Origin of the sequence: Mesorhizobium sp. M0998, from assembly GCF_040318885.1 — a bacterium.
Classification (GTDB): domain Bacteria; phylum Pseudomonadota; class Alphaproteobacteria; order Rhizobiales; family Rhizobiaceae; genus Mesorhizobium.
This window is the reverse complement of the sequence record NZ_JAMYND010000044.1, coordinates 1-23,176: the sequence shown is the minus strand read 5'-3', so window position 1 is coordinate 23,176 and position 23,176 is coordinate 1. Positions and strand designations below refer to the sequence as shown.

Sequence of the window (23,176 nt, the reverse complement as noted above, 5' to 3'; positions counted from 1 at the left end):
ATGGCCCGCATCACCCTTCGCCAGCTTCTCGACCATGCCGCCGAGCACGGCTACGGGGTGCCGGCATTCAACATCAACAACATGGAACAGGGCCTCGCCATCATGGAGGCCGCCAGGGCCTGCGATGCGCCGGTTATCATCCAGGCCTCACGCGGCGCCCGTTCCTATGCCAATGACATCATGCTGGCCAAAATGATGGAGGCGTTGACCGAAATCCATCCGGCCATTCCGCTCTGCATCCATCAGGATCACGGCAACAACGAAGCCACCTGCCTGTCGGCGATCCGCCACGGCTTCACCTCGGTGATGATGGACGGATCGCTGATGGCGGATGCCAAGACACCGGCGAGCTACGATTACAACGTCGCCATCACCGAACGTGTCGCACGCATGGCGCATTGGGTCGGCGCTTCGGTCGAAGGCGAGCTCGGCGTGCTCGGCTCGCTGGAGACCGGCCAGGGCGAGGCCGAGGACGGGCACGGCGCCGAAGGTGCGCTTTCCCATGACCAGCTTTTGACCGATCCCGATCAGGCGGTCGACTTCGTCACCGCCACCCGGGTCGACGCACTGGCGATCGCCTGCGGTACCTCCCACGGCGCCTATAAATTCAGCCGCAAGCCCGACGGCGGCATCCTGGCCATGCAGGTGATCGAGGCGATTCACGAAAAGCTGCCCAACACGCATCTGGTCATGCACGGGTCTTCCTCCGTGCCGCAGGAACTGCAGGACATCATCAACAACTATGGCGGCGAGATGCCGCAGACCTTTGGCGTCCCGGTCGAGGAAATCGAGCGCGGCATCCGCTACGGCGTGCGCAAGGTCAACATCGACACCGATTGCCGAATGGCCATGGCCGGGCAGTTCCGCCGCGTTGCGACGGAGGACCCGCGCGAATTCGATCCGCGTAAATTCCTGAAACCCGCCATGGACGCGCTGCGCGACCTTTGCCGCGATCGGTTCGAACGCTTCGGCACCGCAGGCCACGCGTCGAAGATCAGGGTGATCGCCATGGATGAGATGGCGAAACGTTACGCCGCAGGAAAGCTCGACCCCCATATCGCAACCGCGAAAGCCGCCTGAGCGGCAAACAGGAGACCTGCCATGAACAAGATCGACATGCCCTCAGCAGGCACGCTCAAGGAAGGCAAGGAACGCTACAGGTCGGGCGTCATCCCCTACAAGAAGATGGGCTACTGGGAGCCGGACTACCGGCCCAAGGAGACCGACCTGATCGCCATGTTTCGGATCACGCCGCAGCCCGGCGTCGACCACGAGGAGGCGGCCGCCGCCATCGCCGGCGAATCCTCTACCGCGACATGGACCGTGGTGTGGACCGACAGGCTGACCGCCTGCGAGCTCTACCGCGCCAAGGCATTCAAATCCGAGCCGGTGCCGAACACAGGTCCAGGCACCAGGATCGAGCAACAGTACTTCGCCTATATCGCCTACGACCTCGACCTGTTCGAGCCCGGCTCCATCGCCAACCTGACTGCATCGATCATCGGCAACGTGTTTGGCTTCAAGGCCGTCAAGGCCTTGCGGCTCGAGGACATGCGCGTCCCGGTGGCTTACCTCAAGACCTTCCAGGGCCCGGCGACCGGCATCGTGGTGGAACGCGAGCGGCTCGACAAGTTCGGCCGGCCGCTGCTCGGCGCGACGACGAAGCCGAAGCTTGGCCTGTCCGGCCGCAACTACGGCCGCGTCGTCTACGAGGCGCTGAAGGGGGGCCTCGACTTCGTCAAGGATGACGAGAACATCAACTCACAGCCCTTCATGCATTGGCGCGACCGCTTCCTCTACTGCATGGAGGCTGTGAACAAGGCTTCGGCCGCCACCGGCGAAGTCAAGGGCCATTATCTCAACGTCACCGCCGGCACGATGGAGGACATGTACGAGCGCGCCGAATTTGCAAAACAGCTTGGCTCCTGCATCGTCATGATCGACCTCGTCATTGGCTACACGGCGATCCAGTCGATGGCCAAGTGGGCACGCCGCAACGACATGATCCTGCACCTCCACCGGGCCGGCAACTCGACCTATTCGCGCCAGAAGAACCACGGCATGAATTTTCGCGTCATCTGCAAATGGATGCGGATGGCCGGCGTCGATCACATCCATGCCGGCACGGTGGTCGGCAAGCTGGAAGGCGACCCGCTTATGATCAAGGGGTTTTATGACACGCTGCGCGAGGAGCGCACGCCGCAGAACCTCGAAACCGGGCTGTTCTTCGATCAGGACTGGGCCTCGCTCAACAAGGTGATGCCCGTCGCCTCCGGCGGCATCCATGCCGGCCAGATGCACCAGTTGATCCATTATCTCGGCGAGGACGTCATCCTGCAGTTCGGCGGCGGCACGATCGGCCATCCGGACGGCATCCAGGCCGGCGCGACGGCCAATCGCGTCGCGTTGGAGGCGATGATCCTCGCCCGCAACGAGGGCCGCGACTATCTGCGCGAAGGAACCAAAATCCTCGAACAGGCGGCCAGATGGTGCACGCCGCTCAAGGCGGCCCTGGAGACGTGGAAGGACGTCACCTTCAACTACGAATCGACCGACACGGCCGACTTCGTGCCGACCGCAACGCCGAGCTTCTAGACGAAAGGAACCGTCGCCATGATGACCAATCCCGGAAACAAGGTCACGCAGGGACAGTTTTCGTTCCTGCCCGAGCTAACCGATGAGCAGATTTCGGCGCAGATCAAATACGCACTGAAAAACCACTGGGCGGTCAGCGTCGAGTACACGGACGATCCACATCCGCGAAACACCTATTGGGAAATGTACGGCAACCCGATGTTCGACCTGAGGGACCCGGCGGGCATCCTGCTTGAAGTCAACAATTGCCGGAGAGCTATGCCCAACATGTATGTCCGGGTCACCGCCTTCGATTCGACCAAGGGCTGGGAAGCACCGCGCATGTCATTCATCGTCAACCGGCCACCCAATGAACCCGGGTTCCGGCTGCTGCGCCAAGAGCGTGACGGCCGCAGTCAGGGCTATTCGATCGTGCCTTATGCGACCGACAGGCCCGAAGGCGAACGGAGCTAGGCGAACCATGCTGGACGCGATAGCTAAGAGCGCTGCCGCGCAGGGCGAATCGGTTGATCTACAGGCCGAGTTCGAGGCGTCCAACATCGAGGAGGTGATGGACAGGCTCGACCGCGAACTCGTCGGCCTGAAGCCCGTCAAGACCCGCATCCGCGAGATCGCGGCGCTGCTTCTGGTCGACCGGCTTCGCCGCAAGTTCGGGCTGACCTCGGGCGCGCCGACGCTGCACATGAACTTTACGGGGAATCCCGGTACCGGAAAGACCACCGTGGCGCTCAGAATGGCCGAAATCCTGCATCGTCTCGGCTATGTCCGCGAAGGCCACATGGTCGCGGTGACGCGCGACGATCTCGTCGGCCAGTATGTGGGCCACACCGCGCCCAAAACCCGCGAAGTGATCAAGCGCGCCATGGGCGGGGTGCTTTTCATCGACGAGGCCTACTATCTCTACAAGCCCGAGAACGAACGCGACTACGGCCAGGAATCGATCGAAATCCTGCTGCAATGCATGGAAAACAACCGTGACGATCTGGTTGTGATTCTTGCCGGCTACAAGGACAAGATGGACCGCTTCTTCGACAGCAATCCCGGCATGCGCTCGCGCATCGCCAATCACCTCGATTTTCCGGACTACGGCGTCAGCGAACTCAAATCAATCGCCGAGATCATGCTGGCGGAACAGAATTACCGTCTCAGCGAAGCGGCGGCCAAGGCGCTCGAAGAGTATCTCCCGATCCGCATGCGGCTGCCGCATTTCTCCAACGCCCGCTCCGTTCGCAATAGCCTCGACCGGGCGCGGCTTCGCCAGGCCGGCCGGCTTTTCGCATCGCGCGACCGGGCGTTGACGAAAATCGATCTTATCACCATCGAGGAATCCGATATTCGCGGCAGCCGCGTGTTCGCGGAAGGTAAGCTCGAAGGCGAACCGGAGACGAAGGCGCGCTGACAAGATGACGGCGATTGGTGTGCAGCGACCGGAAACGGACGACAGAATGGGAGCCGACGACCATGGATAGCAAGACAATCATCGCGCCCTCGGTGCTTTCCGCGGACTTCTCGCGGCTCGGCGACGAGGTCGAAGCGGTCGTCCGGGCGGGTGCCGATTGGATCCATCTCGATGTGATGGATGGCCATTTCGTGCCCAACATCACCTTCGGTCCGCCGGTGGTCAAGGCGATCCGTAATCGAACGGACAAGGTCTTCGACTGCCACCTGATGATCGCGCCGGCCGACGCCTATCTCGGCGCCTTCGCCGATGCCGGCTGCGACATCATTACGGTGCATGCCGAGGCCGGACCGCATCTCGACCGTTCGCTGCAGGCAATCAGGAATCTCGGCAAGAAGGCCGGCGTGTCGCTGAACCCGTCAACGCCGGAAAGCGTCATCGAATATGTACTTGACCGGCTCGATCTGGTGCTTCTGATGACGGTCAATCCGGGCTTCGGCGGCCAGGCCTTCATCGCGGCGGTCGTCGACAAGGTCAGGCGGGTCAAGGCGCTGGTCGGCCATCGTCCGATCGACATAGAGATCGACGGCGGCGTCACGCCCGAAACCGCTCCGCTGGTCACCGCGGCCGGCGCCAATGTGCTGGTCGCCGGCTCGGCCATCTTTAAGGGCGGCACCGAGGCGGCTTATCGCGCCAATATCGGCGCCATCAGGCAGGCGGCCGACGGGGCGATCCGGAAAGCGGCGTAAACCCTTTCATCGGAGGGCAAACATTTCATCGGAGGAAAACTTGGCGGCAATCCCACCTGTCTGCGATTTCGGCTGGCGAGCCATCGACGCCGTTTTGCCAGGCGTCGACGGCACATCGCATTCGATCTTAAGCCACGCCGGCCCGAACGGGCTGGTGGTGGCCTTCATCTGCAACCACTGCCCCTATGTGAAGGCGGTGATTTCACGCATGGTGCGCGACGCCAATGGCCTCAAGGCCGAAGGCATCGGCTTTGTCGCGATCAACTCCAATGATAGCGACGCCTATCCAGATGATTCCTTCGACAACATGAAGCTCTTTGCCAGGACGAACGGCCTCACTTTCCCCTATCTCCATGACGAGCACCAGACGGTGGCGCGTGCCTACGGAGCCGTTTGCACCCCGGATTTCTTCGGGCTCAACAGCGAGTTGACGCTGCAATACCGCGGCCGGCTGGACGCGTCGCGACGCGACGCCGAATCGCCCAGGCTGAGGCGCGACCTGTTCGAGGCGATGAAGCAGGTTGCCCGAACCGGCGACGGACCGCTTGACCAGATCGCTTCGATCGGCTGTTCGATCAAGTGGAAGGATGCTGCATGAACGTCGGCGCAGTCAGGCCGTTTCGCTCGCCCAAGGCGATCCTGTTCGACCTCGACGGCACACTGGTCGATTCGGCGCCTGATATAGCGGCCGCCGTCAACGAATTGCTGGCCGGCCACGATCTGCCGCCGCTGCGGCTGGATCAGGTCAAGGCCATGATCGGCGGCGGCATCAGGAAACTGGTCGAACGAGCCTTCGCGGCTTCCGGCACGCCGCTCCTCGGCAGCGCGCTCGATGAGGCCAACCGCGTCATGGCGCCGATCTATCGCAGGCATCTGACCGGCCGCACGGGGCTGATGCCTGGCGTCAGGGAGGTTCTCACGCACTTGCATTTGAGCGGAATAGCCATGGCCGTGGTGACCAACAAGCCGCAGCTGGCGGCGCGGGAAATACTGCTGCATTTTCGGCTGACGGAATATCTCGGCGCGATCGTCGGCGGAGACGCGGTGACATACTTGAAACCGGCGCCAGACGCGCTGTTGCTGGCGCTCGACCTGCTTCAGGTCGAACCTCGTGACACGCTGATGGTCGGAGACAGCAGCGCCGACGTGGCCGCCGCCCGCGCCGCCGGCATGGCCGTCATTCTGCTGCGTGGCGGATACAGCCAAATTCCCGTTGAAGAGCTTGGCGCCGACCTCGTTTGCGACAGCCTGTTCGATCTGTCGTCCGCGATGCAGAGGCTGCAAGACGCTGCATGACCCCAAGCGCAGCCCAGCCAACGCCGGCCGAGCGCAGTCCGACGGCCGGCAGTACCGCGTTATTTTGAGAATTGTTTCAGATAAGCAATGACGTTGGCGATGTCCTCGTCCTTCTTGAGGCCGACAAACGCCATCTTGGTTCCTTTGACCATCGCCCTGGGATCGCGAAGGTAGGTCGTCAGCGTGGCCTCATCCCATTTGACACCGGACTTGCCGGCCTCGGTCATGGCCTTGGAATAGCTGAACCCCGGATGCGTCCCGGCCGTTCGGCCGATAACGCCGTTCAAGGACGGGCCGACCTTGTTCTGGTCCTTGTCTGCGACGTGGCAGACCTTGCATTTGGCGAAGACCTTCTCACCCGCCGCGGCATCCTGTGCCTGAGACTGGGCAGTGACAAAGGTGGCGACGGACACGGCGGCGAAAAAAGCGACTGCGCGCATGGCATTTCCTCATTGATCGTGTGAGTGCCCGGGACACTTTACGCGTGTCGATGCCTTGATCGCCGGCATTCGTTTTAAAGCGGGAGAGCGAACCATTCGTCCTTCCTCCCCGGACTGGCAGCACCTGCACGCCTCGAAAAGCTAGACTGCCGATGAAGGAAGTCAATCGTACAAAGGTCCTGTTTCGTTTCCCGACTGCGCGAAGGGAAGTGTGTAGCGACACGCGGTCCACATCATTGACGCCTGTTGGCCGAACGCGTAGCCTCACTCCAACCGGTTTGCTGTTTGGGCACCTTCAGGAATCCGCGCAACTCCAAAGCACGAACTCTGGAGAGTTCGCCGCGCAGGCGACGATAAGTGCCAAATGGACATGGTCGATCTCATATTAACGGTGTGCCTTAGCGCCAATCCGGGCAATTGCCGAGATGAACATCTCTATTTCGAGAGCCGCGGCTCTCTGTTCCAATGCATGTTCCTGGCGCCCGCCGAGATCGCAAAATGGTCTCAGGAACATCCGAGTCTCAAGGTCGTGCGCTGGAAATGTGCCGTTCCGAGCAAGGAACGAGCGATTTGATCGACATTCCTGGTTCGTCGATGGCCCTGAAAGAGGAGACGCCATGATGATTTCGCGGCGTACGACGCTGCGCTTGGCGGCTCTGGGGGCCATCCTCGCCTCAAGGCCGGTTGCTGTCTTTGCGGCCGCTAAGGTCCGAATTGGTGTCCTGAAGTTCGGCACCGTGAGCTGGGAACTCGATACGCTGAAACGCCACAAGCTCGACGAGACCAACAGGATCGATCTGGAAATTGTCTACTTCGCCGGGGAGGATGCGACCAACGTCGCGCTGCTGGCCGGCGCGATCGACATGATCGTGACCGACTGGCTGTGGGTCTCGCGCCAGCGCTCCGAGGGCGGCGACCTTACATTGGCCCCTTATTCGACCGCCGTGGGGGCAATCATGGTGAAGGAGGAATCGCCTATCCGGACGCTCGCCGACCTCAAGGGAAAGAAAATCGGTGTCGCCGGCGGCCCGCTCGACAAGAGCTGGCTACTGGTCCAGGCGCTGGCCAGACGCGAGCACGGCCTCGACCTGCCGACAGCCTGTGACGTCGTCTTTGGCGCGCCGCCGCTGATTTCTGAAAAGGCGATGCAGGGCGAACTCGATGCCGTGCTCAATTTTTGGCATTTCTGCGCCCGGCTCGAGGCCAATGGCTTTCGCCGGTTGATCGGTGCGGATGACGCGACGAAAGCGCTTGGTGCCTCGGGCCCCGTGTCGGCACTCGGCTACGTCTTCCACGACCAATGGGCGAGCGACGATCCGGATGCCGCCCGGGGGTTTTTGAAGGCATCCAAGCAGGCCAAGGACTTGCTGGCCAAATCCGATGATGAATGGCTGCGCCTGGCGCCGCTCATTCGCGCAGAAGGCAAGGAGCTGGAAAAGCTGCGCGACCGCTATCGCCAGGGCATCCCCAGACGGCCGGTCGCCGAAGAAGCGGCCGATGCGGGCAAACTCTATCACGTGCTGGCCGCGATAGGCGGCGAGAAGCTGGTTGGCAGGGCGCCCGAGATGGCGCCCGGCACGTTCTGGCCGGAACTCGCGAAATGACCGCAACGGAAGACAAGTCGCGTCCATCCGGCTTTGCGACGGCGCTGACACCGGTGCTGACGGTAGCGGTTTCCCTGCTGGGACTTTGCCTGCTGTGGAGCCTCGCGGCCAATCTGTGGCAAAGCCGAGCTTTCCCCTCACCAGGGCAGGTCTGGCAGGTGCTGCTCAGGGAAGCGGCGAGCGGCGACCTTTTTTATCACCTTGGCGCGACGCTCGGACGGGTTGCTGCGGCGTACGTCGTCGCAATGATTATCGGCTCGGTCATCGGCGTCATCCTCGGCAGCCACCGCGGTGCGGACCGGTTCTTCAGTCCATGGGTGGTCCTGTTTCTCAACATTCCCGCGCTGGTGGTCATCGTGCTCGCCTATATCTGGTTCGGCCTCAACGAGGCGGCGGCGATTGGCGCAGTTGCCGTGAACAAGATCCCGAATGTCGTGGTGACGATGCGCGAAGGCGCCAGGGCGTTTGATCCGCGTTATGCCGAAATGGCCGCCGTCTACCGCTTCGCCCCACTCGAGCGCGTCCGCCATGTCCTGCTGCCGCAACTGCAGCCCTATTTTGCCGCGGCCTCGCGGTCCGGCATCGCCCTCATATGGAAGATCGTCCTGGTGGTCGAACTGCTCGGCCGCTCCAATGGCGTCGGTTTCCAGATCTATCTCTATTTCCAGCTCTTCGACGTCGCCGCCATTCTTGCGTACACGCTGGCTTTCGTGGCGGTGATGCTTGTCATCGAACTTCTCCTGGTGCAGCCCATTGAACGACATGCAACCCGTTGGCGCCGCCGTCCCGCTTAGGGTCGACATCGCCGAAAAGACCTTCAGGTCCGCGCAAGGCGTGTCGATCACGGCGCTTCAGGGTCTGTCCTTCGAGGTCCGGCAGGGCGAATTCGCTTGTCTGCTTGGGCCGTCGGGCTGCGGCAAGACCACGACGTTGCGCATCCTGCTTGGACTGGACAAAGACTTTTCCGGCTCTTTCCAACTGCCGCAAGGCGGCTCGAACCGCATCGCCGCCGTGTTCCAGGAGCCGACTTTGCTGCCGTGGCGGACGGTGGAGCAGAATGTCAGGCTGGCGCTGCCGAAAAGCCTAAGAGCGAAGAGTCTCGACGAGCTGTTTGACACTCTCGGCCTCGCCGGCGTGCGCTCGCTCTATCCGGCGGAGCTTTCGCTCGGCCTTGCGCGCAGGGCAGCGCTTGCCAGGGCTTTCGCCACCGAACCGGCGGTGCTTTTCCTGGACGAACCCTTTGCCTCCCTCGACGAACAGACCGCCGAGCGGCCTCGGCAATTGCTTTTGACCGTCTGGTCGGCGCGGCCTACGACCGCCTTGATGGTCACGCACAATCTGCGCGAGGCGCTGATGCTGTCGGACCGCATCATCGTGCTTGCGCAGCGCCCAGCCCACGTGCTCGGCATGTTCGACGTAAGAGTGCCGCGGCAGCATCGCAATCCACAGGTGATCAGCGACCTTTTGCAGTCGTTCCAGCAAAAATTTCCGGGTGTGGCCTGATCGCCTTACGGCTCGAATGCGGATTGCAAGGTATTTCGCAGCCAATGGCCATAGAAACGGCGGGACTGTGAGGCGCACGGCCACGCGTGCCTGTTCCGCCTGACTAAAAGCAACGTACGTCGGCTTCGGCCTGCGCGCGTTTCAGTTCCGTGCGCGCCGCCTTCGCTGGCGCGCTTTCGCGAAACAACCCTGCCGCCTCCCCTGTCGTCAGCGACATGCTTTTGAAGGTCTCCGCCCTCTCATAGTGATCGTAAGGAAGGATCGAGGCGATGACATCGATCGAGCAGGAACAGCTTTCAAGCGCCTGACGTGTCTGGCCATTTGTTTGCATGCAGCCGAGCACGTAGTCGGCAATCGTTGCCGTCGGGTAGTCTCCCGCGGCGTTGGCCAAGTTCGCAAAAGCCAGCGTCGCCGCAAAGGCCGCCGGCAAGGTGAGAGATCCAACAGACCTTATCATGAGGAACCTCCAGTTGGCCTGGACACCATGCATCCAGACGGGGTCATCGCTCCAATTGGCGACGTGCCGCAAAGCCAGTCAAGCTCCCATGGCCTGCGTATAGGACCAAAGGAGGAATGCCCTATGGACCGACAAGAGCCCGCTTCATGACCCGCTGCGCACCCTCCTTCATGCGTTCATTTCATGCTTCGCTCACTATCGGCAACGAGCGAGACGCCCGCATACTTACTCGTAAGTGCCCCGCAGAATATATCGAAATAAAGTCAAATGTGTATCACCTCGAGAATACGCGAACAATATGTTTGCTATATATCTCGCGGCTGGCGGTCATCCTCTTATTAGTTTTTCACGCGGCGCTTATTTTAATTGTTTCTAAATATTGCATCGCACCATATCGATATTGCAGCGCAGCGACCCATTGTAGGTTTTTGCTTGCCTGGCCTTTTACGATGACATAGCTTTTTCCTGTTTCCGGCTTCAAGAGCGCCACCGTCATCAGGGAGCGGCGGCAGTCTTTCGAAGACCAAGGGGGGCGGGCGGTAACGGTGCCCTCTGCTTCGGGGTAGGTCGTGACAGCTGCCGGAAAATAACTTCCCAACATGAATTGCTTGGGCAAGCCCTTGTGGGGCTTGACGGTCGATTCTTCACTGCGAACCCGGGAGGATTTTGGATGCGTGTACTTGCGAAAACTACTTACATTCTGACGACCGCGGCGTTTTTATCGCTCGGCGCTGCCTATACGGCTTCGGCCAATGAAGACCTTGCAAAGCTCGCATCGGATGCGAAGAACTGGGCGATGCAGACGGGTGACTACGCCAACACCCGCTATTCCAAACTCAACCAGATCACTGCCGACAATGTGAAGAACCTGCAGGTCAAATGGAGCTTTTCCACCGGCGTGCTGCGCGGTCACGAAGGCGGGCCGCTGGTCATCGGCGACGTGATGTATGTCCACACGCCTTTCCCAAACAACGTCTATGCTCTGGACCTCAAGAATGACGGCAAGATCCTGTGGAAATACGAGCCCAAGCAGGACACGAACGTCATTCCGATCATGTGCTGCGATACGGTCAATCGCGGTGTTGCCTATGGCGACGGCAAGATCATTCTCAACCAGGCCGACACCACCGTCGTCGCGCTCGATGCCAAGACCGGCAAGGTCGTCTGGTCTGTCAAGAACGGAGACCAGACCGACGGCGGAAAGGGCGAATCCGGCACGTCGGCACCCGTAGTCATCAAGGACAAGGTGCTCGTGGGCGTCTCCGGTGCTGAATTCGGTGTTCGCGGCTGGCTGGCCGCCTACAATCTGAAAGACGGCAAGCTCGCCTGGAAAGCCTATTCGGAAGGTCCTGACGCAGACACCCTTCTCGATCCCGAGAAGACCACCCATCTCGGCAAGCCTGTCGGAAAGGATTCCGGCACGAACACCTGGGAAGGCGAACAGTGGAAGACAGGCGGCGGCACGACATGGGGATGGTATTCCTATGATCCCAAGCTGAACCTGGTCTATTACGGCACCGGCAATCCCTCGACGTGGAACCCGGTCCAGCGCCCCGGTGACAATCGCTGGTCCATGACAATCATGGCTCGCGATGCGGATACCGGTGTTGCCAAATGGCTCTACCAAATGACCCCGCATGATGAGTGGGACTATGACGGCATCAACGAGATGATTCTCGTCGATGGCATGGAGGTCAACGGCGCCAAGCACGACGTGCTGGTGCATTTCGACCGCAACGGCTTTGCCTACACAATGGATCGAGCCAGCGGCGAACTTCTCGTCGCCAAAAAATACGATCCGGCAGTGAACTGGGCGACGGAAGTCAACATGGATCCCAAGAGCGACCAGTATGGCCGCCCGCAGGTCGTGGCCAAGTATTCGACCCAGCAGAACGGCGAAGACAACAACTCGACCGGTATCTGCCCGGCCGCGCTTGGAACCAAGGACCAGCAGCCGGCCGCCTACTCGCCGAAGACCGGGTTGTTCTACGTGCCGACCAACCATGTCTGCATGGACTATGAGCCTTACAAAGTGAGCTACACCGCCGGTCAGCCCTATGTGGGCGCCACCGTGTCGATGTATGCGGCGCCCGGCGGTGACGGTAACATGGGCAACTTCATTGCCTGGGATGCGGCCAAGGGTGAGATCGTCTGGTCGAAGCCCGAGCAGTTCTCGGTGTGGTCGGGCGCATTGGCGACAGATGGCGACGTCGTCTTCTACGGTACCCTCGAAGGCTACATCAAGGCGGTCGATAAGGACGGCAAGGAACTCTACAAGTTCAAGACCCCGTCCGGCATCATCGGCAACATCACGACCTACGAGCATGACGGCAAGCAGTACGTCGCCGTTCTGTCCGGCGTCGGTGGATGGGCCGGTATCGGTCTGGCAGGTGGGCTGCTTTCGCCCGACAACGCCGCCGCCTGGCATGGCGCCGTTGATCAGGGCCGTGCGCAGGGCGATCAGGCCGCGGTCGTTGGAACCGCCGGTCTGGGTGCCGTCGGCGGTTATGCGGCACTTGCCGACTATACGACGCTGGGCGGCCAGCTCACCGTCTTCGGCCTCCCGGACTGATAACCGGGAAGAGCCTTACGGCTAGGTTCGAAAACGAGAGCCCGGGTCACCCCGAAGCCGGGAACCGGGCTCTCGATTGCGCCGCGCACCCAACTCCGATCAATGCCGCTGCACGACGGCAGCCAGGGTTTCTGGCAAACGAAGGAAGAGCCTGAATGATCGTTCGCATTGCAGTTTCCGCTCTCGCCCTGGTCCTGCTGCCTCTGGCCAGCTCAAGTCTGGCACGGGCCGAAGACAGCATGGAGAAAGCCAAGGCGGTGAAGCAAGAAGGAGGCAAATATTTAGATGCGGACGGAAATCCGACCTACAAGATCGAAAACGGAACCGTCGATTGGTACACCTTCAGCGGGTACCGCCGGTATCACTCAGATTGCCATGTCTGTCACGGACAGGACGCCACAGGTTCGAGCTATGCGCCTGCCCTGGCTAATAGCCTGAAGACCATGGATTACGCCACGTTCCTGTCGATCGTCGCCGAGGGCCGCAAGAATGTCGGCGGCGGCAAGGAAAACGTCATGCCCGCCTTTGGCGACAACAAGAACGTCTATTGTTACCTGGACGATCTCTACGTCTATCTGCGCGCGCGCGCCGATGGCGCGGCACCCCGCGGCAGGCCGCCGAAGCACGAAAACAAGGCTCAGGCAGCCAAGGATGCCGAAGCATCCTGCATGGGTGGATGATATGACCGGCTGCACTGCATCGAAGCTGCGTGTCGTTCTGCCGATCCTCGGCGCGCTCGCCTTGCTGCCGTCGAATGTTCTGGCGCAAAATGCCGGGCTTGGCGCTGCGGGCGAACTGGTCGATCCCGACATTCTGCGCGTCTGCGCAGATCCCTCGAACATGCCCTTTACCGACAAGAACGGCCAAGGCTTCGAAAACAAGCTGGCTGAACTGGTTGCCAAGAAGACGGGGCGAAAATCAGTCGCTTACACGTGGTTTCCCACTGTCACCGGCTTTGTGCGCAATACGCTGGGGGCCAATCGATGCGACATCATCATGGGCTACGCCCAAGGCGATGAACTGGTGCAGAACACCAACGCCTACTACCGCTCCGCCTATGTGCTCGTATACCCCAAAGGCAACGGCATGGAAGGCATCGAGACGATCGAAGACCCGAAACTTTCCGGCAAGAGAATCGGCGTCGTCGAAAGCACGCCGCCAACCGCCAACATGGCCGCCAACAAGCTTCTGCGGACCGCCAAGATCTACCCGCTGGCGGTGGATACGCGCGTCACGCCTTCCATGGGGGAGGTCATGATTAAGGACATGCTCGCCGGCAAGATCGACGCGGCGGTCCTGTGGGGGCCGATGGCGGGCTACTATGCCAGGGAACTCGGAGCCGATGTCACCATTGTTCCGCTGTTGAAGGAAAAAACCGGCTCGCGCATGTCCTACCGCATTACCATGGGTGTACGTCCGTCCGACCAGGAATGGAAACGGACGCTAAACCGGGTGATCAGGGAAAACCAGGCGGAGATCACCAAGCTCCTGCTGGGTTACAATGTGCCGCTGATCGACGAGCACGACAATCCGATTACGCAATAGTTGGGATGGGTCAGGAGGAGGAAAAACCTACGCGATGAACAATTGAAGAGAAGACTACAGCTACTTTCGATACTTTTTTGTTTTTCGGTCTTTCAAAACCTTGTGTTCATTTGTCCATTTTGAGAACGTGATGGACGAGCCATTGCTTCGGTGCCCTGCAATGGTTGGCTAACCACCGGATCGGCCCCTTCGGGCTGGTAGAAGAGGAGAAATGTTATGAAGAAGAGCTGGACAAAACCGACCATGTGCCAGGTTGCTGCGGGCTTTGAAATTTCGCGCTATCTGCCTGCTGAAATTACTCCCAAGAAGTAGGCCGCAGAGGTGCGTGTCCCTGGCAACAGGGGCACGCATCCCCTTGCCGTATGGGATTTTCGTGAAAGAGTTTGAGGCGCGCAAAGCGGGCGGGCCGTTTTTTGCGGCTGCAAATTGGCTGCTGGTCAGAGAAGCCGCGGGGCGGGCGTTTTCATGCGCTTGAGAATCATCGGATCGGCGGCCGGCGGCGGCTTTCCGCAATGGAACTGCAATTATCGTCTGAGCCGTGCGGCTCGCACCGGGGTAGCTGGTGTGCATTCACGAACCCAATCGAGTGTCGCCGCGTCGGCGGATGGCCTCGGCTGGGTTCTGTTCAACGCCTCGCCCGACATTCGCCAGCAGATCGCGGCAACGCCTGAATTGCAGCCCGCGCACGATGCGCCGCTGCGCTCGACGCCTATTCGCGCGGTAGTGCTGACCAATGCCGATGTCGATCATGTCGCCGGCCTGCTCAGCCTGCGTGAGCGGCAGCCTTTCGCTATCTATGCAACGACACAGGTTCTGGCGACGCTGGAGGAGAATTCGATTTTCAATGTCCTCGATCCGGCGCTCGTGCCGCGACGCATCTTGCCGCCGGCGCAAGAACTGTCGATCTGCGACGCAGACGGCCACGACACCGGGGTGGCTGTCGAGAGCTTTCCCGTGCCCGGGAAGATAGCCCTCTATCTCGAAGAAAGAGGCCAGCCGGATGCCAATTTCAGCTCCGATGCCGGCGACACGATCGGCGTCCGTATCGCCGGTGCCGGCAGTCGCGGCTCCGTCTTCTACATCCCCGGCTGCGCCCGCATCGATGCGACCCTGCGCACGCGGCTAGCCGATGCCGCATGCCTTCTGTTCGACGGCACGGTCTTCACCGACGACGAGATGTTTGCTGCCGGCGTCGGCCAAAAGACCGGTGCACGCATGGGGCATCTGGCAATGTCGGGAGACGCGGGGTCGATCGCCGGCTTGGCCGATGTGAGGATCGGCCGCCGTGTCTTCGTCCACATCAACAACACCAATCCTGTTCTGGACGAGAATTCTGCCGAGCATGCAGCCGTCGAAGCGGCTGGCTGGGAAGTGGCCTGCGACGGGATGGAGATAGAACTTTGAGTGATTTCCACGACGCGGCCAGCAACGGCCTGTCCTCAAGCGAGCTCGAAGCAGTGCTGCGGCAGGTCGGTGCCGAGCGCTATCACAACCGCCATCCTTTCCATCACAGGATGACCAGCGGTGCGCTGTCGAGGACCGAGATGCAGGCCTGGGCGCTGAACCGCTATTGCTATCAGGCGGTCATTCCGCGCAAGGACGCCATGATCCTCGCGCATGCCGAGGATCCGGCGTTTCGCGCCGCCTGGCGCAAACGCATCGAGGATCATGACGGCGAGGACGGCTGGAGCGGCGGTATTGCGCGCTGGTTGCACCTGGCGACCTCGCTCGGTCTCGATACCGACGCGGTGAAGAGCGAGAGGCTGGCCCTGCCGGCGACACGTTTTGCGGTTGGCGCTTACCTCTCCTTTTGCACGAGCCGGACCCTGCTGGAGGCGGTCGCGTCGTCGCTGACCGAGATGTTCTCGCCGCTCATCATCGGCGAGCGGGTACCCGCGATGCTGGCCAAATACGATTATATCACCGAGGACACGCTGGCCTATTTCACCCGACGCCCCGAACAGGCCTCGCGCGACGCCGACTTCGCCCTCGCCTATGTGCTCGAACATGCCGACGCGGCGGAACGCCAGCAGCAGGCGATCGATGCACTGGTGTTCAAATGCGATATACTCTGGGCCATGCTCGACGCGCTTCAACACGCCTATGGCGAGCCGGGCAATATCCCGCCCGGCGCCTTCCGTCCCGAGGCAGCCCAATGATGGCACTGCGCGAAAGAGCCATGGTGTCGCTGCAGTCGGTTCCATCGCTGCCGAAGCACGTGCGCATACAGCATGACCCCGTGCGCCAGGCGTTCGCCGTGCTTTCGCCCGAAAAGGTGTTCTGGCCAAACGACATCAGCCTCGACATATTGCGCCGCTGCGACGGACGGTCCACGGTCGGTGACATCATTGCCGGCCTTGCCGCAGATTATGATGCCGAACGGGAGGCTGTGGCGGCCGATGTCGTCGCCTTCCTGCAGGAATGGTCGGACAAGCTGCTGGTGAAGCTATGAGCGAGCCCCCTCTCCCCCCGATCGGCATGCTGGCGGAACTGACGCATCGCTGCCCGCTGCAATGCCCCTATTGCTCCAATCCGCTCGAATTGCTGAGGGCCAATCGCGAACTCGACACGCAGAGCTGGCTCGACTTGTTCTCGCAGGCGGCCGACCTTGGCGTTCTCCAGGTGCATCTGTCCGGCGGTGAACCGACGCTGCGTCGCGATCTCGAGCAATTGATCGCCGGGCTTTCGGCGCGCGGCGTCTACACCAACCTGATCACCGCCGGGGTCGGCATTGCGGATGGCCGCATCGAGGCATTTGCCGAAGCCGGGCTCGACCATCTGCAACTGAGCTTTCAAGGCGCACGGCCGGCGACCACCGAGCGCATCGGCAATCACAGGGGCAGCCACGAAAAGAAGCTGGAGACGGCACGCCGCGCTCGCGCGGCCGGCTTGCCGCTTACCATCAACGCGCCGATCCATCGCCACAATATCGAGGAGGTACCGGAATTCATCGATCTGGCCCTTTCGCTGGGTGCGGAGCGTCTCGAGATCGCCAACGTGCAGTACGCCGGCTGGGCGCTGACCAATCGCGATCAACTGATGCCCGAGCGTGCGGCCGTCGACCGCCAGGCGGAGATCGTCGCGGCGGCGCGCGAACGGCTCACCGGCATCATGAACATAGATTTCGTCACGCCGGATTATTTCGCCGTCTATCCCAAGCCGTGCATGGGCGGCTGGGCGCGCGACGCCTTCATGGTGACGCCGGACGGCACCGTACTGCCATGCCATGCCGCCCAGACCATACCGTCGCTCGGCTTCGAGCGTTTTGGATCACGCAGCCTGGCCGCGATCTGGACCGATTCCCCGGCATTTAATGCCTTTCGAGGCACGGACTGGATGCAGGAGCCCTGCCGCAACTGTGAGCGGCGCGAGATCGACTGGGGCGGCTGTCGCTGCCAGGCGATGGCAATCGCCGGCGATGCCGCCGCGACGGACCCGGCTTGCGCGAAATCGCCGATCCATGCGCGCATGGCAATGCTGATCGACGAGGCCCAGCGCGCTGCGACGGTTCCTTCGAAGGACGAACCATTCGTCTACCGGCGCATCGGCGTCGTCACCGAGCCCGCCTGACTGCCGACCAATTCCTACGGCCTACCCTCGTGAAAGCCGTTGGGCATGCCACGTCATATGGTCATGCATGAATGTCGAAATGAAAAAATAGGAGTGATCGTATTCGTCCTGCATCCGCAATTTCAACGGAATGCCTGCCTTGGAGCAGGCGTCTTCGAGCAGCCAAGGCCTGAGGCCCTCCTGGAGGAAACCGTCTGACGTTCCCTGATCGACCAGGAATTCCGGGAAACGGTGCCCATCCTCGATGAGCGAAGTTGCATCGTAGCGCCGCCACGAGGCCTCATCCAGGCCGAGATATTTTTCGAAAGCCGGCTTCGACCAGCCGGCTGTGCTTGGCTGCACGATCGGCGCAAAGGCCGAGCAACTTCTGAAACGCCCGGGATTGTTCAGTGCGATCGTCAGCGCGCCATGCCCGCCCATCGAATGGCCGAAGATCGACTGGCGCGCCATATCGGCGGGAAATTCGCGCCCGATCACGGCTGGCAGCTCCTCGACGATATAGGAATACATGCGATAGTTCTTGGCATACGGCTCTTGCGTCGCGTCAAGGTAGAAACCGGCGCCGCTGCCGAACTGCCAATTGTCCTTTTCATCCGGAATGTCGGCACCACGCGGGCTGGTGTCGGGACAGACAACGATCACGCCAAGTTCGGCGGCAATACGTCTGTATTCACCTTTTTCCATCACATTTGCATGGGTGCAGGTGAGCCCGGAGAGGTACCAGACCACGGGACAACGGCTTTCCCGTGCCTGCGGAGGCACGAAAATGGCAAACGTCATTTCGCACGAGCAGTTCGTGGAGAGATGCGAGTAAACATGCTGGGCGCCGCCATGCGACTTGGCAGTCGAGACGAGTTTCAGGTGCTCTGGCATATATCCTTCTCCACCAATTTTAACCGCCGACCGTAGGCTCTACGACATCAAGGGTGATCGCGGCAACCTTGGTGGCCCGGCTGGCGCGCGGGGCTCTTGATCGGAGCCGGGATGGCCTGCCTTCGCCGACCGTCTTGGCGCAGCAAGGCGCGAGAGGCCGCTCGCTGGCGCAGCGCCATACGGGCCAGGCTGGGCGATTGTTGGCGATGCTGGCTATAACAAGGACGCAGTCACTGCGCAGGCATCGGCGATGCTTCCGGGACGCCGAGCCCTGCGCAAATGCGGCTTGACGTCCAGTACTTGCCAAACCTGGTCAGCGGCGGTTTCGCAACCCACTGATCGACTTTTGCCCCGCAGAAACTGCCGGCCGGTTGACGACAACCATTCGCGGTGTTCAGCAACGCCCGGATCGCCGCGGCAAATTTTCGCGCTCTGTCTGGTACTGCCGGGCCAGAACCCTGGGAACTCGCACAAGGCCTTCACGCTCACGGCCACGATGTCCGCTTTGGCCAGCAGGTCGACAGCAATGGCCGCCTGCCCCTCATCATCGGCGACATAGGCGCGCAGCAGCACATTCGTGTCGGCCGTAACCCTCATTCCTCGCCGGACCCGGCCACAGCGCCCGCTTCCGCCATCGCCTCGTTGATCTCCTCGATGCTGAGCACCCGGCCGTTCGTCTTGCCTCTGAGGAAGCCGTGGAGGTCCCGGAACGACCCCTTCGCCCGTGCAGCCCTCAATTCCGCCCGACCGTCGGGCAGCAGATCAAGCTCGATCTTCTCGCCCGGCTTGATGCCCAGATGTTGCAGCACGTCCTTGCGGAACGTCACCTGCCCCCTTGTCGTCACTGTCAACGTTGTCATATTAAACGTTTCCTGTTTATCGCGATAAGACAATGCAAATCTGCATTATTATCAATGCAGATGGTCGGGGCCAAGCTTGGCGTCCATGCGGCGACTGAATCGCGACCAGCGCTCTGCCAGAGCGAAGTCGCCAACATCACCTGGAGGTCAGCATGCAAGCCAACACCACGGCCGCTATCCGCGTCGATCTTGCCGCAATATTTGTCTCGTTAGAACTGTCTCGTTCAATGGTTCGTCACTTCGCTTCGGCTGGTGTCGGGAATGGGGCGACCGCCGCCGGGAAGCGAGGCAAGGCAGCGTCAAGTTCGAGCCAGAGATTAACCAGAGATTAACAAGAACGAAGCCATCGCCGCATAGGCGTCTGCCTGCGTGGGTATGGACGGATTCACTCATGCGCAATATGAATCATGAATGGAGATGAGGCCTGCCGTGGCGCTCACATTTTTGCCGTGTCGCTAAGGCAGGTGACGCTCGTTCAATGACGCTGCGCAGGGCGGGTTGGCCTTCTGGTCTAACGCCGCCCGCAGAAGTGTCGATATCAGGGGATCTGGTCAATGACCGACAACAAGCCAGACGTTACCAAGGATTGGCAAGCGACGCAGGGCCAGAAGTCCTCCGCCACGCGTCTTCGCCTTTTCGCCGCACTCTCGTGGGTCGTCGCCATTGGCGGCGAGATCTACGGAATTATGCTGCTTCGCCAGAACAAGTTCGACCAGGGACACCTGCCGCTGGTCATCGGCCTTCTGGTCGGCATCGCGATTTTCGCAATCGCCGGCAACTTGCTATGGAAGGCGGCCAACAGGCACGATCCGGCTCGTGCATCCGACGCGGGTAGGTTCTTCTTCCAAAACCAGCTCGGCGCAATCATCACACTGATTGCCTTCCTCCCGCTGGTTTTCCTGATCCTCACTGACAAGAACATGGATCCGCGGACCAAGAAGGTTGCCGGCGGCGTCGGCGCCGCGCTGGCCGTGCTCGCGACGGTCATGGGGATCAGTTTCAAACCCCCGTCGGTCGAACAGTACACCCAGGATATGAACGCATGCGCAGCCCAGATCAAGTCGGGGCAGCCCACCACGGCCTGTTCGCCCGATGTCGCCGCTCAGGCGCAGGCGATTGCAACGGACACCGCCGCCGTGGCGGCGGCGACGCGGGACGCGAGCCACCCCGCCGGTCAGGATGTCGTCTACTGGATCGCGCCCGAAAACGGAGCCGCGAAGTCCAGCGAGCCGCATGTTTTCCACCTCTGCGCAGGCGTGAGCCCGCTGAAGGACAAGACTGTGAATAGTGGCTCCGTGACGGAGGCCTACGCACAGAACGCCATCCGCATCACGAAGCAGATCGATATGGAACAGAAGCAGTGCGGGTTCACCGCCACAACCAGCACCAACTGAACCCGTCTGCACTCGATCGGGTCCAGCCGTTGGTCTTGTCGAGAAGGATGGCGCGTAAGCGCAGGCTCAGTATTGACTCGCCGAAGCAATGCCAAATGCTGGGATCGCCCGGCTGGCCAATATCGTCCAGCTGCAAACTTATCCGCGGCGGGCAATGACCCGGCGTCTTACGCACCGCAGCTTCCGGCCTGAGCGCTTCGGATGGAGAATGACGTTAATGAAGCGCATTGCCGCCCGGGCAGCATTATGGGCCGGAAGCGAACCGGGAACTTCTGGCGCCAAAAAAAACGATGGCGGACATTTCACCTGGTGGGCCGCATCGACCAGAAGCGGATTGGGCAAGCGTTCCATGGCATGTAGCGTCGGGTATCGCGCACCTGCTGGACTCCTGTTGATGACTGACCGATGCCGGCCTGCTGGCTTGGAGGCTGGGGAGTGGGGAGTGGGGAGTGGGGAGTCTCGGGGCGAACTCCGCCGAGGGCATTCGGCAGCGGCATGGCCGGCCTTCAAAGTCCTTTGGCCGGGAAGTTGGTACGGATAGTCGGAATCAGGCAATACCCCTGTTTTCCGAGCTGGATTTTGAAGCCGTGAACGAGCGGCTATGATGAACGCGCCGAGTGCAAGTAAGGTCACGAAGGCCCCTACAATAAACTTTAGAGGAGACTACGTCGATGTCGAACGTGCGCGCCCTTGTCCTCGAACGCCAGCACGAACTCAAGCTGCGTGACATCGATCTGCCACAGACCGTCGGCCCGGGCGAAGTTCGCATCAAGATCCATACGGTGGGCATTTGCGGCTCCGACGTGCACTACTATACGCATGGCCGCATCGGCCCATTCGTGGTCGAAGCGCCGATGGTCTTGGGCCATGAAGCCGCCGGCACCGTCTCCGAAACGGGGGAAGGCGTCGAGCATCTGAAGGTCGGCGACCGCGTCTGCATGGAGCCGGGTATCCCCGATCCCAATTCGCGGGCGAGCCGGCTCGGCCTCTACAACATCGATCCAGCGGTCAGGTTCTGGGCAACGCCGCCGATCCACGGCGTGCTGACGCCCTATGTCGTCCACCCCGCCAACTACACTTTCAAACTGCCCGACAATGTCAGCTTCGCCGAAGGCGCCATGGTGGAGCCCTTCGCTGTCGGCATGCAGGCGGCTGCCAAAGCAAAGATCGCGCCGGGCGACACGGCGGTGGTGATTGGCGCAGGGCCAATCGGCACGATGGTGGCGATCGCGGCGCTCGCCGGCGGCTGCGCCCGCGCCGTTGTTGCAGATCTCGCCCAACCCAAGCTCGACATCGCCGGCGGCTATCAAGGCGTGATCCCGATCAACGTCCGCGACAGGAACCTGGCGGCGGAGGTAAAGCGCCTGACCGATGGCTGGGGCGCCGACGTGGTGTTTGAATGCTCGGGCTCGTCCAAGGCATGGGAGACCCTGCTCGATCTGCCGCGGCCCGGTGGCGCGGTAGTGGTGGTCGGCCTGCCGGTGGCGCCGATCGCATTCGATGTCGCCACCGCCTCGACCAAGGAAGTTCGCATCGAAACGGTATTCCGATATGCCCACCAATATGAGCGGGCAATCGCGCTGATGGGGTCGGGCCGGGTCGACCTAAAGCCACTCATTTCGGCGACCTTCCCCTTCGAAGATTCCATCAACGCCTTCAACCGCGCAGTCGAAGCCCGGCCCGCGGACGTAAAGCTTCAGATCCTTTTGCCGGATTAAGGCGAGTTCCAAAGCCCCCGGGCTGTCCTCCTGATCTCCTCGATGCGTTGCGTAGCCTTCCGGGCTTGTAGCAAGGGCATTGGCAACCCAGTTTTTGTTGGCATCAACCGAGCCTATCGCCTGAGCGGTTTCTCCTGAAAGGTGGCTTTCAACAACGCGAGCTGGCGCGCAAGCAAGGAGGAACACATGAACTGGGATCAAATCAAGGGAAAATGGACGCAGTTCAAAGGCAAGGCGAAGGAGCAGTGGGGTGACCTCACCGACGACGATCTTGATCGCATCGAGGGCAACCGGGACCGGCTTTTGGGACGTATCCAGGAGCGATATGGCATCGCCAAGGAAGAGGCAGAGCGCCAGGTAGATGACTGGTCCCGAAGCATCAGCTGAGCCTTGGGCGCAACGCCGTCTGCTGCGCCACCACCGGGGTAAAACTCTGCGTCGCCCGCCGTGCCGACTGGTGCGGTGGCTCTTTCGACAGCGAGGCCCGCGAGGAACCTTTAGCCGCATCTAATGTTCCACTTGCGTGGCGGGCTTCGCCCCGGCGTGCGCCCCGCCCGGAGGCGAAGGAGTGCAATGATGAACAACATTATCTGGCTGGTCG

General features: G+C 61.3%; 28 protein-coding genes. 22 read left to right on the top strand and 6 right to left on the bottom strand.

Annotated features, from left to right (window positions below; translation table 11 throughout):
* The 7 genes from fba to gph all read left to right on the top strand — a co-directional run bounded on the left by fba (nt 1) and on the right by gph (nt 6,039).
* Nucleotides 1–1,080, top strand: coding sequence for a class II fructose-bisphosphate aldolase (gene fba, locus NKH59_RS28235; RefSeq protein ID WP_352507750.1), 1,080 nt, complete (start codon nt 1–3; stop codon nt 1,078–1,080).
* Between the two features lie 21 nt (nt 1,081–1,101).
* Nucleotides 1,102–2,595, top strand: a complete 1,494-nt coding sequence (locus tag NKH59_RS28230; RefSeq protein ID WP_502897624.1) for a ribulose-bisphosphate carboxylase large subunit — start codon at nt 1,102–1,104, stop codon at nt 2,593–2,595.
* 18 nt (nt 2,596–2,613) lie between these two features.
* Entirely contained in the window at nt 2,614–3,048 is a 435-nt protein-coding gene (locus NKH59_RS28225) for a ribulose bisphosphate carboxylase small subunit (protein ID WP_352541881.1), read from the top strand.
* A gap of 7 nt (nt 3,049–3,055) precedes the next feature.
* Complete coding sequence (cbbX, locus tag NKH59_RS28220) at nt 3,056–3,994, top strand: CbbX protein (RefSeq protein ID WP_352819551.1); 939 nt, start codon at nt 3,056–3,058, stop codon at nt 3,992–3,994.
* Nucleotides 3,995–4,056: 62 nt separating this feature from the next.
* Nucleotides 4,057–4,743 carry a ribulose-phosphate 3-epimerase gene (rpe, locus tag NKH59_RS28215; protein ID WP_352541879.1) on the top strand — a complete coding sequence of 229 codons (687 nt, stop codon included), beginning with the start codon at nt 4,057–4,059 and terminating at the stop codon, nt 4,741–4,743.
* 40 nt (nt 4,744–4,783) lie between these two features.
* Entirely contained in the window at nt 4,784–5,341 is a 558-nt protein-coding gene (locus NKH59_RS28210; protein ID WP_352541878.1) for a thioredoxin family protein, read from the top strand.
* Nucleotides 5,338–6,039 carry a phosphoglycolate phosphatase gene (gene gph, locus NKH59_RS28205; RefSeq protein ID WP_353023705.1) on the top strand — a complete coding sequence of 234 codons (702 nt, stop codon included), beginning with the start codon at nt 5,338–5,340 and terminating at the stop codon, nt 6,037–6,039. Before NKH59_RS28210 ends, gph begins: the two co-directional genes overlap by 4 nt.
* Nucleotides 6,040–6,098: 59 nt before the next feature.
* Here gph and NKH59_RS28200 read toward each other — a convergent pair whose 3' ends face one another.
* On the bottom strand, nt 6,099–6,479 hold the full coding sequence (locus NKH59_RS28200) for a c-type cytochrome (RefSeq protein ID WP_352541876.1): 381 nt from the start codon (nt 6,477–6,479) through the stop codon (nt 6,099–6,101).
* A 364-nt stretch (nt 6,480–6,843) separates the two neighbouring features.
* Between NKH59_RS28200 and NKH59_RS28195 the strand changes: the two genes are divergently transcribed.
* From NKH59_RS28195 to NKH59_RS28180, 4 genes are read left to right on the top strand one after another with little or no spacing between them, the layout of a single operon-like run.
* Nucleotides 6,844–7,053 (top strand): hypothetical protein, encoded by a 210-nt coding sequence (locus NKH59_RS28195; protein ID WP_023678830.1) that lies wholly within the window; start codon nt 6,844–6,846, stop codon nt 7,051–7,053.
* Between the two features lie 43 nt (nt 7,054–7,096).
* Nucleotides 7,097–8,083 carry an ABC transporter substrate-binding protein gene (locus NKH59_RS28190; protein WP_352541875.1) on the top strand — a complete coding sequence of 329 codons (987 nt, stop codon included), beginning with the start codon at nt 7,097–7,099 and terminating at the stop codon, nt 8,081–8,083.
* Complete coding sequence (locus tag NKH59_RS28185) at nt 8,080–8,877, top strand: ABC transporter permease (protein WP_352541874.1); 798 nt, start codon at nt 8,080–8,082, stop codon at nt 8,875–8,877. Before NKH59_RS28190 ends, NKH59_RS28185 begins: the two co-directional genes overlap by 4 nt.
* Complete coding sequence (locus NKH59_RS28180; RefSeq protein WP_353023719.1) at nt 8,846–9,586, top strand: ABC transporter ATP-binding protein; 741 nt, start codon at nt 8,846–8,848, stop codon at nt 9,584–9,586. The genes NKH59_RS28185 and NKH59_RS28180 overlap by 32 nt, the downstream gene beginning before the upstream one ends.
* Before the next feature lie 103 nt (nt 9,587–9,689).
* Here the strand turns inward: NKH59_RS28180 and NKH59_RS28175 are convergent, their stop codons facing one another.
* Together NKH59_RS28175 and NKH59_RS28170 are read right to left on the bottom strand one after the other, a co-directional pair.
* Nucleotides 9,690–10,043, bottom strand: a complete 354-nt coding sequence (locus NKH59_RS28175) for a hypothetical protein (RefSeq protein ID WP_352541873.1) — start codon at nt 10,041–10,043, stop codon at nt 9,690–9,692.
* Between the two features lie 346 nt (nt 10,044–10,389).
* A complete protein-coding gene (locus NKH59_RS28170) occupies nt 10,390–10,644 on the bottom strand; it encodes a hypothetical protein (protein WP_352744692.1) in 255 nt (84 codons plus the stop codon).
* 69 nt (nt 10,645–10,713) lie between these two features.
* Between NKH59_RS28170 and NKH59_RS28165 the strand changes: the two genes are divergently transcribed.
* From NKH59_RS28165 to pqqE, 8 genes are all read left to right on the top strand, one after another.
* Complete coding sequence (locus NKH59_RS28165) at nt 10,714–12,615, top strand: methanol/ethanol family PQQ-dependent dehydrogenase (protein ID WP_352541872.1); 1,902 nt, start codon at nt 10,714–10,716, stop codon at nt 12,613–12,615.
* 155 nt (nt 12,616–12,770) lie between these two features.
* Nucleotides 12,771–13,295, top strand: a complete 525-nt coding sequence (locus NKH59_RS28160) for a c-type cytochrome, methanol metabolism-related (protein WP_352541871.1) — start codon at nt 12,771–12,773, stop codon at nt 13,293–13,295.
* Nucleotide 13,296: 1 nt separating this feature from the next.
* Nucleotides 13,297–14,160, top strand: a complete 864-nt coding sequence (locus NKH59_RS28155) for a substrate-binding domain-containing protein (RefSeq protein WP_352450664.1) — start codon at nt 13,297–13,299, stop codon at nt 14,158–14,160.
* Between the two features lie 216 nt (nt 14,161–14,376).
* Entirely contained in the window at nt 14,377–14,472 is a 96-nt protein-coding gene (locus NKH59_RS28150) for a pyrroloquinoline quinone precursor peptide PqqA (protein WP_101918690.1), read from the top strand.
* Nucleotides 14,473–14,625: 153 nt separating this feature from the next.
* Nucleotides 14,626–15,564 carry a pyrroloquinoline quinone biosynthesis protein PqqB gene (gene pqqB, locus NKH59_RS28145; RefSeq protein WP_352541870.1) on the top strand — a complete coding sequence of 313 codons (939 nt, stop codon included), beginning with the start codon at nt 14,626–14,628 and terminating at the stop codon, nt 15,562–15,564.
* A complete protein-coding gene (gene pqqC / locus NKH59_RS28140; RefSeq protein WP_352541869.1) occupies nt 15,561–16,319 on the top strand; it encodes a pyrroloquinoline-quinone synthase PqqC in 759 nt (252 codons plus the stop codon). Before pqqB ends, pqqC begins: the two co-directional genes overlap by 4 nt.
* A complete protein-coding gene (gene pqqD, locus NKH59_RS28135; protein WP_352541868.1) occupies nt 16,316–16,612 on the top strand; it encodes a pyrroloquinoline quinone biosynthesis peptide chaperone PqqD in 297 nt (98 codons plus the stop codon). Before pqqC ends, pqqD begins: the two co-directional genes overlap by 4 nt.
* Complete coding sequence (gene pqqE, locus NKH59_RS28130) at nt 16,609–17,730, top strand: pyrroloquinoline quinone biosynthesis protein PqqE (RefSeq protein ID WP_352541867.1); 1,122 nt, start codon at nt 16,609–16,611, stop codon at nt 17,728–17,730. The genes pqqD and pqqE overlap by 4 nt, the downstream gene beginning before the upstream one ends.
* Nucleotides 17,731–17,751: 21 nt before the next feature.
* Here the strand turns inward: pqqE and fghA are convergent, their stop codons facing one another.
* The 3 genes from fghA to NKH59_RS28115 form a co-directional block, all read right to left on the bottom strand.
* Nucleotides 17,752–18,603: an S-formylglutathione hydrolase gene (fghA, locus tag NKH59_RS28125; protein ID WP_352541866.1), complete on the bottom strand. Its 852-nt coding sequence runs from the start codon at nt 18,601–18,603 to the stop codon at nt 17,752–17,754.
* Nucleotides 18,604–18,816: 213 nt separating this feature from the next.
* Nucleotides 18,817–19,200: a PIN domain-containing protein gene (locus NKH59_RS28120; protein ID WP_352541865.1), complete on the bottom strand. Its 384-nt coding sequence runs from the start codon at nt 19,198–19,200 to the stop codon at nt 18,817–18,819.
* Nucleotides 19,197–19,463, bottom strand: a complete 267-nt coding sequence (locus tag NKH59_RS28115; RefSeq protein ID WP_352503269.1) for an AbrB/MazE/SpoVT family DNA-binding domain-containing protein — start codon at nt 19,461–19,463, stop codon at nt 19,197–19,199. Before NKH59_RS28115 ends, NKH59_RS28120 begins: the two co-directional genes overlap by 4 nt.
* Nucleotides 19,464–20,017: 554 nt before the next feature.
* Between NKH59_RS28115 and NKH59_RS28110 the strand changes: the two genes are divergently transcribed.
* The 3 genes from NKH59_RS28110 (at nt 20,018) to NKH59_RS28100 (ending at nt 22,962) form a co-directional block, all read left to right on the top strand.
* On the top strand, nt 20,018–20,857 hold the full coding sequence (locus NKH59_RS28110; protein WP_353023701.1) for a hypothetical protein: 840 nt from the start codon (nt 20,018–20,020) through the stop codon (nt 20,855–20,857).
* Between the two features lie 671 nt (nt 20,858–21,528).
* Nucleotides 21,529–22,575, top strand: coding sequence for an NAD(P)-dependent alcohol dehydrogenase (locus NKH59_RS28105; protein ID WP_352819562.1), 1,047 nt, complete (start codon nt 21,529–21,531; stop codon nt 22,573–22,575).
* Nucleotides 22,576–22,761: 186 nt separating this feature from the next.
* Entirely contained in the window at nt 22,762–22,962 is a 201-nt protein-coding gene (locus tag NKH59_RS28100) for a CsbD family protein (protein ID WP_352541863.1), read from the top strand.
* Nucleotides 22,963–23,176 lie beyond the last annotated feature (214 nt).